The 10,448-nt window shown below is 41.2% G+C and carries 13 protein-coding genes; 7 read left to right on the top strand and 6 right to left on the bottom strand.

Going from position 1 to position 10,448, the window contains the following annotated elements:
* The coding region (locus RM049_RS39435; protein ID WP_416212672.1) for a calcium-binding protein at nucleotides 1-98 on the top strand (98 nt) is incomplete at its 5' end.
* A 133-nt stretch (nucleotides 99-231) separates the two neighbouring features.
* On the opposite strand, the gene RM049_RS31350 is transcribed toward RM049_RS39435, so the two are convergent.
* The gene (locus tag RM049_RS31350; RefSeq protein ID WP_416212673.1) at nucleotides 232-924 is read right to left on the bottom strand and encodes a Uma2 family endonuclease; all 693 of its coding nucleotides are present in this window, start codon (nucleotides 922-924) and stop codon (nucleotides 232-234) included.
* A gap of 124 nt (nucleotides 925-1,048) precedes the next feature.
* Here RM049_RS31350 and RM049_RS31355 point away from each other — a divergent pair, with 124 nt between their 5' ends.
* The 3 genes from RM049_RS31355 (at nucleotide 1,049) to RM049_RS31365 (ending at nucleotide 2,227) form a co-directional block, all read left to right on the top strand.
* The gene (locus RM049_RS31355) at nucleotides 1,049-1,306 is read left to right on the top strand and encodes a hypothetical protein (protein ID WP_322667130.1); all 258 of its coding nucleotides are present in this window, start codon (nucleotides 1,049-1,051) and stop codon (nucleotides 1,304-1,306) included.
* Between the two features lie 119 nt (nucleotides 1,307-1,425).
* Nucleotides 1,426-1,734 carry a DUF3181 family protein gene (locus tag RM049_RS31360; protein WP_322667128.1) on the top strand — a complete coding sequence of 103 codons (309 nt, stop codon included), beginning with the start codon at nucleotides 1,426-1,428 and terminating at the stop codon, nucleotides 1,732-1,734.
* Between the two features lie 277 nt (nucleotides 1,735-2,011).
* On the top strand, nucleotides 2,012-2,227 hold the full coding sequence (locus RM049_RS31365) for an acetyltransferase (protein ID WP_322671686.1): 216 nt from the start codon (nucleotides 2,012-2,014) through the stop codon (nucleotides 2,225-2,227).
* Between the two features lie 68 nt (nucleotides 2,228-2,295).
* Here the strand turns inward: RM049_RS31365 and RM049_RS31370 are convergent, their stop codons facing one another.
* Complete coding sequence (locus RM049_RS31370; RefSeq protein ID WP_322706956.1) at nucleotides 2,296-2,766, bottom strand: ABA4-like family protein; 471 nt, start codon at nucleotides 2,764-2,766, stop codon at nucleotides 2,296-2,298.
* Between the two features lie 111 nt (nucleotides 2,767-2,877).
* Complete coding sequence (gene cobW, locus RM049_RS31375; RefSeq protein ID WP_322706957.1) at nucleotides 2,878-3,939, bottom strand: cobalamin biosynthesis protein CobW; 1,062 nt, start codon at nucleotides 3,937-3,939, stop codon at nucleotides 2,878-2,880.
* Between the two features lie 224 nt (nucleotides 3,940-4,163).
* Between cobW and RM049_RS31380 the strand changes: the two genes are divergently transcribed.
* A complete protein-coding gene (locus tag RM049_RS31380; RefSeq protein WP_322706958.1) occupies nucleotides 4,164-4,310 on the top strand; it encodes a tetratricopeptide repeat protein in 147 nt (48 codons plus the stop codon).
* 29 nt (nucleotides 4,311-4,339) lie between these two features.
* Complete coding sequence (locus RM049_RS31385) at nucleotides 4,340-4,936, top strand: hypothetical protein (protein ID WP_322706959.1); 597 nt, start codon at nucleotides 4,340-4,342, stop codon at nucleotides 4,934-4,936.
* Between the two features lie 292 nt (nucleotides 4,937-5,228).
* Here the strand turns inward: RM049_RS31385 and RM049_RS31390 are convergent, their stop codons facing one another.
* Complete coding sequence (locus RM049_RS31390) at nucleotides 5,229-5,945, bottom strand: heme oxygenase (biliverdin-producing) (protein ID WP_322667120.1); 717 nt, start codon at nucleotides 5,943-5,945, stop codon at nucleotides 5,229-5,231.
* Nucleotides 5,946-6,516: 571 nt separating this feature from the next.
* Between RM049_RS31390 and glmM the strand changes: the two genes are divergently transcribed.
* Nucleotides 6,517-7,989 carry a phosphoglucosamine mutase gene (glmM, locus tag RM049_RS31395; protein ID WP_322671680.1) on the top strand — a complete coding sequence of 491 codons (1,473 nt, stop codon included), beginning with the start codon at nucleotides 6,517-6,519 and terminating at the stop codon, nucleotides 7,987-7,989.
* 204 nt (nucleotides 7,990-8,193) lie between these two features.
* On the opposite strand, the gene RM049_RS31400 is transcribed toward glmM, so the two are convergent.
* Together RM049_RS31400 and RM049_RS31405 are read right to left on the bottom strand one after the other, a co-directional pair.
* A complete protein-coding gene (locus tag RM049_RS31400) occupies nucleotides 8,194-9,474 on the bottom strand; it encodes a glycosyltransferase (RefSeq protein WP_322706960.1) in 1,281 nt (426 codons plus the stop codon).
* Nucleotides 9,475-9,482: 8 nt separating this feature from the next.
* A complete protein-coding gene (locus RM049_RS31405) occupies nucleotides 9,483-10,058 on the bottom strand; it encodes a YybH family protein (RefSeq protein ID WP_322706961.1) in 576 nt (191 codons plus the stop codon).
* Nucleotides 10,059-10,448 lie beyond the last annotated feature (390 nt).

Genomic DNA, 10,448 nt, shown 5'->3' on the forward strand with positions numbered 1-10,448 from the left:
GCACTGATGACTACGGCGTTGAAAAGATTACCTTCAGCGATGGAACCATCTGGAACGAAGCGCAGTTGCGGAATGCTTACCTTACCTTGGGTGCATAGGGATCGCCTATGACGACTGTTGGCAAATTTAAAAAACACTTATGCCAAACCGTCGAACGCAGCCTATTAATAGAACCAGTCCACAAAACGGAAGATGGGTATTAATTCTTCTTCCTCACTCCCCACTCTCCAGTCACGGCAGATTGTCAGGATCAATGCCGAGATTACGCAAATATGCTGCTAACTGTTCAGCGCGTTGACGTTCTTGTTGGGCGCGTTGGCGTTCTTGTTCTACCAATAACTCAGCCTGTTCAGCCCGTTGATTGAGTTCCAGGGAATTCAAAAATCTCTGTCCATCTGGACGGTAAATTACTAACTCTCCAAGCCCCGTTTGAAATTTAATTCCCAAACGGGGACTGATCCAACTATCCATTTGCCATAGCTTATTCAAATGGTTGTTTTGCCGTAACCAGCCATCTAGTTGAAAACTTTCAGGGTCGTATAAATAGTATTCTTCAACACCATAGGTATCGTAAAATTCCAGCTTACGATCCATCTCCCTGGTATCATTACTATAAGAAAGAATCTCAAAGACTACTTGTGGTGGAATATTATCTTCTTGCCACTGACGATAGGAACGACGTTTACCCTTTGATCTACCGAAGACAACCATCACATCAGGTGCAGTCGGTGTAATCAGCCGAGAACGGACTGGATACCAGAGCAAATCTCCTGCAATCAAAACATTGTCATTGTTAGCAAACAGAATCTCTAAATTCTCCTTAATCAGGACAATCCAACGATATTGCTCTGTATTGTCTGCCATTGGTTTGCCGTCGCTATCTGGATAGAGGAGATCGGGGTCTATTTGCTCAAAGATCGTCATCGGATTTAACCCAGTGGCTCTTGACTTCCAATTCAATTATGACTGCTTCTAGAAGTCTAATAGCAACGACTGCACCAAAAACCTTAGAATGAGTAGGGTGTATTTAAATCTGTAACAAATATTTATGCCTCCTCGTTGGCCTCGCAAACCCGATCGCAAAGACCCTGATTACCGCAAGATTGATGACCGGATGAATTTTGCTATCCATGTGGCGATCGCTGCTTGTATTAATTCCGGGTTGTGGTTTTTCCACATTTTGAAAGACACTACTTGGGAGTGGCTGCCTTTGGTAACGTTAAGTTGGACGGGAATAGTGTTAGCACATCTGATTTATATTAGTGCGATCGCTAACTACACCGAAACTCCACCAAAATCCACCTGAAGATGGATTACTCATGCTAGGGCGATTGTAACTTCTGGTAGTAGGATTAGCCTGTTAATTGAGCCATAATATAAAAAAGCCTGAGATTTCGCACTTTTTCTTAATGTAGGGTTATTTTTATGGCTAAGACTAACACCACAGAACTACTAGAAGCCCTAGCAGCTGAAATTGGCGAAAACGTCTACATAGATGTTGCCAAATGGCATCTTTATTTATCTAATGCCAAACTGCATACAGTTGTTGCCGAGCAACTGTATCCCTTAATTACTTCCAACGCTGTCAATGAAGACCGAGTTTTACAAGTCTTGGGAGCGATTCCAGTAAAAATTGGCGGCGGGAAACGTGAAGTTCCTTTAATCGATTTACTACCCCTACAATGCCAGGTAACATTAGTTGATATTTTGGAAAAATATCAACGCGATTTCTAATAGATAAAACAAACTTATCTTGGCTAGACAATTTTGTTAATCAGCATTTCCTGATTCGAGTTTCTCTTGTGAATGAGGAATATGTTTACAGTATCAATTTTATAAATATTAACTCTACAGATACACATAGATGAATCTCGTGTAATTTCTGTGTGGTCTGATAAAAATTTCCTTTAACAATGTAAGGAATCTCCGCGTTCAAAATCAGTTTAGATTTGAGCGAGTTTATGTTGAGACTCGCTTTGAACTTTCATGCAAACTCATTGAGGCAATTTCTATGCTTTTACAAGTCAAAGATAGTGGCGAATTGGTGAAAATTGTTGAAATTCAGGAATTAATTGACCCGAATAATGATGTTGTTCGCGCAAAAGACCAAGAAGGTCAAGAAGAACAGCAACCTGAAAGCTTTAAAAAAGAAAATCTCGTTTTTCCTTCAGGTGAAGTTTTACCACGCTGTTGGTTAGATGCTGACTATAGACACGACAACGGTTAATGATTTTAAAATCAGGTAACTACTAAATAATAGGGTAGCACTGCAGTGCTACCCTATTATGTGTAAGATTATGACGCAGCTTTTTCTCCTGCCGTCACTCCTTCATTCTGCTGAAACTTCGGGAAAAATGTCTTAGTAATCCAGTCAGTCAAGATGTGAGACAGTAACCCCAAAGGCCCAGCAAACAAAGATAAAGCTAGAGAGTGAATTGTCCAAACACCTGTTTTCTGTCCTTCCCAATAAATCCAGCGACCGACAAATAAATCCATCACTAAAAAATGAATCCAACCTGTTGCCGCAGCTGTTTCGTCTGCAAAAAATCGTGCAATATCAGCTAATTGAGGATTCGATAAAGCTTGAGCATTTTCTGGCGTAATGCTGTTGATAAACAAATACAAATATGCCCCAGCTAACAGCACAAAGGGTAAATATGATGACATTATCTGCCGTGTAACTTTCCAGTTAGGCAATAAAATCATCAATGCCCAAAATGGCAATATGAAAAGATTGGCAATATTAAATAGTTGAGAAATCGTCATATTTGTCTAAAGTGATGAGTTAGCAATTTGAAGTTATTATTGCTTTCGTTTTGAATTAACTTCAAGAGATAGATTCCCGACTTTTCAAAGAAGTCAGGAATCAGGGTATACTTATAAAGCTACAAGCTGTGATTCAATTTCTGAAGAATTCAAATCACGCCCGATGAAAACTAACCGCGTTTGCCTAGCTTCTTCTGGTTTCCAGGGGCGATCGTAAAATTTATCAAATCGGGTTCCCACACCTTGCATCACTAGGCGCATGGATTTATTAGGCACTGCAACAAAGCCTTTAATCCGGTAAATTTCTTGTTGTTGTACCAATGTTTGCAACTGCTGTTGCAGCTTTTCGGGGTCAAAGGTACGATCCAAAATTAAATTAGCTGAAGTAATTTCTTCATCGTGATTGTGGTCTTCTTCAGTATCATGATGACTAGGACGAGAATCTAAGTTATCTTCGACTGCGGCTTGGAATCCTAATAATATAGATGCATCGAGTTGAGAACGTAGGCGTAGCCCGCCGGAGGCATCGCTCTCGACAATTTTCACCACTCTGGGCAACTCTTGCTTAATCAATTCTTCAACTCTGGCTTTTGTCTCGGCATCTACCAAGTCAATTTTATTCAACACCACTAAGTCTGCACAAGCAAGTTGGTCTTCAAACAGTTCTTGCAAAGGTGTTTCGTGTTCTAGATTATCATCTGCTTGTCGCTGGGCTGCGATCGCATCTGGATCGCTAGCAAATGTCCCCGCTGCTACCGCCGCACAATCTACCACGGTAATTACAGCATCCACAGTGGCGGCGTTACGAATTTCCTGCCAACGAAAAGCCTTCACCAGTGGTTTTGGCAAGGCTAAACCAGAGGTTTCAATCAAAATGCAGTCAATGCTATCTCGCCGCTTGATTAACTCTTGCATCGTCGGGTAAAACTCTTCCTGCACGGTGCAGCATAAGCAGCCGTTGGTTAATTCAAAGATATTAGTGTCACCCTCACCATCTTCGGGGCAAATTTGACAAGATTTCAATAATTCGCCATCAATACCGAGTTCGCCAAATTCATTGACTAAAACGGCAATGCGCCGTCCTTGGTTGTTTTGTAGCAGGTGGCGAATTAGGCTGGTTTTTCCACTACCTAAGAAGCCTGTAATCACTGTGACAGGAATTTTCGTAGCCATATTTTTGCCTGATTTACCCAGTATGGTAAGTTTTACGGGTTACAAACTTAAATACTGAGATTAAGCTTGGTTTGAAGATTGACTTAGTTATTTTAAGCTGAAAGTCTATGGTAAACCTGAAAATATTCCCGTTTTTGTTGAGTTTAGGTTTGGCTTTAATTCCTCAAATCAGTGTGACCCAAACGGTAGAGGAGTTGAAACAAAAAGCAACATCTGCCGAATAAGTGAAAAATTATGAAGAACCCGCTAATATTTGGCGGAGTTTTATTCAGAGGGATGCCAAAAACAGTTACGCTTACATCAAGCTGGCAGATGTCCTATCTAACCAAGGCAAGATTGCAGAGGCGATCGCTACCTATCGCCAAGCTTAAGCTGATAGTACGCGAGAGTGTACAAGTGTATGAATTTAGCTATCCGAAAGTCTGTAGTTAGACAATTTTACTCAACAGAACTTAACAAACTTTACGATTTATCAGACTCGTTCTGTAATTTCTTTCCTGAGTGTCGAATTGCAAGTGTTCAACTATTAACGCTATCTACTGATACTACTTTTAATTGTGTAGAAATCGAAAGAATTGAGCAAGATATTCCTCAGTCTGTAGCTAAAAGTTATAATCGCCACCTTTGGTACTCTCAATACAGCCTTAACAATCTGTACTTGGTAAAAATTCCTGTTGAATCTGAGAATTCGTTTGCTCTTCTAATACAGGGATATGTTGATGATGGATGGGACAATAGCGGTCGGTTTATAGAACTTTTCGATAGACAAGGTGATTTTCTAGGAGCAGGTCGTTGTCGCTATGAAGGTGTAGAGTGGCTTTCTAGACAACTTAACGGTAAGGACTTTTATACTCCGGCTCCTCCTTGGGTTGGTGATGAGCCTGGAGTTCAGCGTGCGTCCGAGCCGATGTGGTCAGAGGAACTTCTCTCACAGTACGCTGTGACTATTGAGCATAAAGGTTCAGTTACCTGCTATATGCTTCCTAGCGAAGATTAGCAAATCTTTAAACTGTAAGCTCGGCACGATCCATAATCAGTAGAGCGATCACAGCCAATACCGCACAATAGAGATGCTCAACATGCTCTCAAGAACTTAATTGCTTCTTAAACATAATTGAGGGGCAATCTCCCAATGCTTGCTTTCTATCTATCAAAAGCAGTCACAAGGCTATTGCCCCTAAATATTTTGAGCGTCGATCGCTCTTTCGCCAGAAACACCTATGAATTATCCTTCATCAGGCTATCTGAATTTATGACTCCACACACCAGACTCCGCAATCTCAACACGATTACTCAGCTGTGACGAGTTCAGTACTACCACGTGTACGACGCCGTGTAAGACTATTATACAGCATCACACCGATCGACTTGATCAAATTACCTTCCAATTCCTGGAACAGCTTCATGTTCGTGCCAAAGGCGGCGTTAGCTTCATCAACGATGCGATCGGTTGCCGCCTCGTCAAGGGGTAATTCATCCAAAGTTTGCCGATATTTGGTTTTGAATGCCTTCTCATCAGGAATTTCTGGAAACTCATAAAAGGCTGTTCCTTGTCCATCAGACAAATTCATCGCTGTTACAGCAATATTTTTGAGAATTTGTCCCCCGGATAAGTCACCTATGTAACGAGTGTATGAATGGGCGATTAACAATTCCGGTTCTGTAGCAGATATTTCTCGGATGCGCTGTACATAAGCTTCACCTGCGGGAGATAGTTTGATTTGCTCTCTCCAGTTTGCACCAAAGTAATAACTTAGGTCTTGCTCTAAGCTATGCTTGCGGTTTAGCTGAGGAAAGTTAATTTTAGAAACTATTGGGTGCTGGCGGTGCTTTTCTATTTCCTCTTCCATCGCTGAGTAGACGAAGTAGAAGTTAGCAACAAGTTTCCGGTAAGAGTTTTTTTCCACTACTCCTTTTAAAAAGCACTTGACAAAACCAACATTTTCTGCCATTGTGTGGGCTTTCTTAGTGCCTACACGTAATTTGGTTGCTAAATTGCTGCTCATGCTAAATTTCTCAACTTTAAAAAGTTTACTGCCGGAGTTTTGATTTACTAACGGCTAAAAAGGCCATTAAAACGTTACCTTAAAACTATTTGATGAGAATTTATATTAAAATTTTTTAAGCTGCAATGATTTTGTAGTTTTTTACACAGCGATAAGGCTAAGAGAACAGAATTTTAGATTTTAGATTTTGATTTTTTGTTGTTATTAGCTGAATCTTGCTTTCATTCTCAGCTTGGATGAAAAATTTTGCGATTTACCAAAAGTAATATTTATTACATACTTATTTGGTAATAGCATTATCAAGTGTGAACTAATACAGATAAAAATCAAAACGAAAATTGTCGGCAGAAAAGGAATAATCAGCTAAGATGTGGAGACTTTACTAATAAAGTAAAAACCAATACTGACTTTATCAAAGATTTACAATTTTAGAAAGAAAAATTCAGTATTATTACGTAAAGATGGCTCGATCTAAAATGAATTTATAAAGAGAAAAAGCATGTCAAAATTGCTGAATAAAGTCTTAAGTGCTATTTATTTTTCAGTGTGATTGTGTGGAGTGTTTAAAAATATGGTTTCATCTATAACTCGGACATCGGGCATTTCTGGGGGTTCTACTTCTGAAGTTGAGGGATTGGGCAAAGGGATTGAGAGCAGTTTTGGACTGAATTTAATCCCATTACCAGCAAATCCCTTATTTGGCACAGATGGGATTCGCGGACGAGTCGGAGAATTACTGAATGCGCCTTTAGCATTGCAAGTTGGTTTTTGGACGGGGATTGTTTTACGTAACCATGCTGCTCAAGTAGGGCCAGTCATTCTCGGACAGGACTCTAGAAACTCCAGCGATATGCTGGCAATGGCTTTGAGTGCAGGGTTAACAGCAGCAGGGTTAGAGGTTTGGTATTTGGGATTATGTCCCACTCCTTGCGTTGCCTATCTCACCAGTATCAGTGATGCCATTGGCGGAGTGATGATTTCTGCTAGCCACAATCCTCCAGAAGACAATGGGATTAAGGTTTTTGCTGCCAATGGTGGGAAGTTGCCGCAAATATTGCAAACAGAAATTGAAGCGGGACTGCGTGGCAAGATATCACCGATCGCTAGAGTCAGTAATTGCGGACGGCATTACTCACGTTTCGAGTTAGTGGAAGATTATAGCTCGGCGTTGAAAAAGCCCTTAAACGGTGTCTTGAATCTTCAGGGAATGAAGATTGTTTTAGACTTGGCGTGGGGAGCCGCAGTTGGGTTAGCACCATCAGTGTTTACCCAAATGGGAGCGGAGGTAATCTGCTTGCATAACGAGGCAGATGGCGATCGCATTAATGTTAACTGCGGTTCCACGCACCTGGACATTTTGGCAGCAACGGTACAAGAACACAACGCCGATATCGGCTTTGGCTTCGATGGCGATGCCGATCGCGTCTTAGCAGTAGACAATACAGGCAGGCAAGTTAACGGCGATTACATTCTCTACCTGTGGGGACGACACTTACAACAAAACCAACAATTGCCAGACAACTTGATTGTATCTACAGTCATGGCCAACTTAGGCTTTGAGAAAGCTTGGCAGCAAATTGGTGGTAACTTAATTCGTACCGCAGTTGGCGACCAATACGTGCAAGCCGAAATGCAGCGCACTGGGGGAATGCTAGGTGGCGAACAATCAGGGCATATTCTTTGCCGTCACTATGCTGTGACTGGGGATGGCTTATTAACCGCATTACACATAGCATCTTTGGTGAGAGAGGCGGGTGTTCCCTTGAGCGAATTAGTAGATCGAAGCTTCCAAACCTATCCACAATTATTGCGGAACGTGCGCGTTGTCGATCGCGATCGCCGTTTGGGATGGCAAGATTGCCAACCTGTGCAACAAGCGATCGCTCTTGCTGAAGCTGCAATGGGCGATTCCGGCAGAATTTTGGTTCGCGCCTCTGGCACAGAACCAGTCATTAGAGTAATGGTGGAAGCAGCCAATGCTGAACTCACCAACTACTGGACAAATGAACTAGTTTCCAAAGTACAGCAGCATCTGATGGATTAAATTAGCTAATATCTCATCTCATCAAAAAAACGCCAAGTTTAATCACAGCTTCTACGAATTAACCACTCTTGGTTATGTGTAGAAGCTGTGAAATTTTGATTGCTTATTCAACCCGAATTATCCAATACGTTTCGGTTAAGGATTGTTGATGAAAATATACTAAAATTCAGAGATACAACATTGTTTTACTAAATAATTTTTCCTTCAATTAATTCCTCCCCTATGTTCAGTTTTTACCCAGCGCGATCGCTCCTTTTGTACACACATCTTTAAAGTTGTTACAATCATCACAGGAATCCAATGCACCATGTATAACGACCCTTGAATTGTTGCCCAAACCAAAGACCATCCTCGTAAATTTTGAAATTGGTAAAGTCCAGCAATAAAGGCAATTGTCAGAATGATGCTAAGTAGTGTCTGGAGGGGAAACAGAACTGGATTATGGCTATAAAAAATTGTCCAAAGTAAGTCGGGTATTAGTCCAATTGGCAGAAGAAATTGCAATATAAAAAACAATAGTAAATCAATTTCTTTTGCCCAACCTAAAGTAAAAATTTGCGGAAAATAATCTAGGTAACGCTGATAGCCACCTTCAGCCCAACGACAGCGTTGATTCCAAAGTTTTTCCCAACTAGTTACACCTTCTTCCTGAATTGATGGAACTGTCACAAACTCAATTTCCGTACCTGCTAAATAGAGTTTGAAACAAAGATCCAAATCATCGGTGACAGTGTTCTCATTCCAACCTTGACACTTTTCTAACAATTCCCGACGGACTAACATCCCATTACCACGCAGTTCAGACATTCCACCAATAGCAATGCGATGGGTTTGTAGAAAGCTATCACAATTCATTTCCATCTGCTGACAACGGGTTAAGAAATTGGTATTAGCATTAGAAATTGCTTTTCGTACTTGCACTGCACCGATCGCTTGCTTATGAAACAGAGGTACTGTTTGCCGGAGAAAATTAGCTCTTAACTGAGCATCCGCATCACAGACTAAGATAATCTCCCCTTGAGTAAAGGGAAACACCGCATTCAATGCGCCTGATTTACCACCTTTTGATTCCCGTCGATGAACTTGTAAAGCTGGAAATTGAGTTTGTAACTCTTTCAAAACCTTGGGGGTTTCGTCGGTACTACCATCATCAACAACCCAAATATCTAGGGAATCGCTGGGATAATTAAGTTGGCATAAGCTGTAAACTAGATTAGCCAAGACTGGGCTTTCATTTTTAGCCGGAACTAAAATCGAGACTGACGGTAAATAAATTTCACTTTCCATCACCGCCGCCGCTGGTTTAGCTAACAGCATCCGTAACGTTTGCACAGTCAGGATTGCCGTTAATCCCAGCATCAACCATTGTGTTTCTGGTAGCCAGTGCAGTAAACTCACGCCACTCCAGACAAATAAAACTACTAGGGTTGCTTTGAGACGGCGATGAAAGCTAATATTTTTACTGGACTGATAAATACTTCCCACTTTATTTGCTATATCCTTTCGGTTCGTGGCTTAGTCCTGCGACGTAATAATAGCATTGTCACCACTCCCAAAAGGAAACCGCCCACTCCTGCTGCAACTGCTAGAATCCGCCCTAATTGTTGAGCAGCATTCAACACTGGGTTATTCAACAGATTGGAGGAGAAATGTAGCGATTGAATCGTCCATTTATCTTGGAATTTTTGCAGCACAGCTGTCCATCGCAAGGCCATATCAGCCGCTTTGCCATCTTTGAAAAAGAAAGATGCGATCGCTTCTCCAGAGGCAACATCGATTTCTGGAGTGAGAAATGTTCTGAGACTATCTCCTTTTAGTTGCATTTTGATATCTTTAATGGAACTGGAAAACTGCTGATTCCAGTACTTTTCAAACTCAGGAACTTTGTGAAATATCTGATTATCAACTGTTGTGATTGTGAAGTTTGGGTGCAAGTAAGGCTGTATTTTGGAAAAATCGCGAGTGTTTAGAGCTTGCAGGGCAATATCCCGCGTGCGAATAATTGCATTTATCTCCTGTGGGTTGACATCTGCTAGAGCGTATTGGGGTAGATTCCAAATTACTAACATTAACAAAACACTCCAAAGTCGCTGAGTGCATTTGTATATGCTTACTTGTCTCTGTTTCATGAGCTATAAAACCTGTAGATTGGGTGACGCTTACTGATAATTGTTTTAATCTTAATACGCACATTTTGCCACTTCTGTTGACTGGCACTGATTAAAATAATTTTTACATTGTTTCCATATACACAAGCTTTAATTTAATAAGGTGCGTTGTGGAATTTATATCATGTCTGGATAAATAGTTATGATTCCCACAGTCATTGCACCCCACCCCCAACCCCTCCCCGCTCTTCGGGAGGGGAGACAAAGCATAGCTTTGGCGGGGTGGGGTTCTTCGGGTTTACAGCAATTTTCAGGTAAATAGACCACAGTGGTTAAACCAACCGAGAGCAT

Source organism: Nostoc sp. DedQUE04 (genome assembly GCF_034530995.1).
In the GTDB taxonomy this organism is placed as follows: Bacteria; Cyanobacteriota; Cyanobacteriia; order Cyanobacteriales; family Nostocaceae; genus Nostoc.

Bases quoted from the DNA above. Each gene is read 5' to 3' on its own strand.
- RM049_RS31405 (WP_322706961.1), bottom strand. From the start codon at position 10,058: ATGTTAGTAATTTGGAATCTACCCCAATACGCTCTAGCAGATGTCAAC.
- RM049_RS31350 (WP_416212673.1), bottom strand. From the start codon at position 924: ATGACGATCTTTGAGCAAATAGACCCCGATCTCCTCTATCCAGATAGC.
- RM049_RS31355 (WP_322667130.1), top strand. From the start codon at position 1,049: ATGCCTCCTCGTTGGCCTCGCAAACCCGATCGCAAAGACCCTGATTAC.
- RM049_RS31370 (WP_322706956.1), bottom strand. From the start codon at position 2,766: ATGACGATTTCTCAACTATTTAATATTGCCAATCTTTTCATATTGCCA.
- RM049_RS31390 (WP_322667120.1), bottom strand. From the start codon at position 5,945: ATGAGCAGCAATTTAGCAACCAAATTACGTGTAGGCACTAAGAAAGCC.
- RM049_RS31385 (WP_322706959.1), top strand. From the start codon at position 4,340: ATGAATTTAGCTATCCGAAAGTCTGTAGTTAGACAATTTTACTCAACA.
- RM049_RS31360 (WP_322667128.1), top strand. From the start codon at position 1,426: ATGGCTAAGACTAACACCACAGAACTACTAGAAGCCCTAGCAGCTGAA.
- cobW (WP_322706957.1), bottom strand. From the start codon at position 3,939: ATGGCTACGAAAATTCCTGTCACAGTGATTACAGGCTTCTTAGGTAGT.
- glmM (WP_322671680.1), top strand. From the start codon at position 6,517: ATGGTTTCATCTATAACTCGGACATCGGGCATTTCTGGGGGTTCTACT.
- RM049_RS31365 (WP_322671686.1), top strand. From the start codon at position 2,012: ATGCTTTTACAAGTCAAAGATAGTGGCGAATTGGTGAAAATTGTTGAA.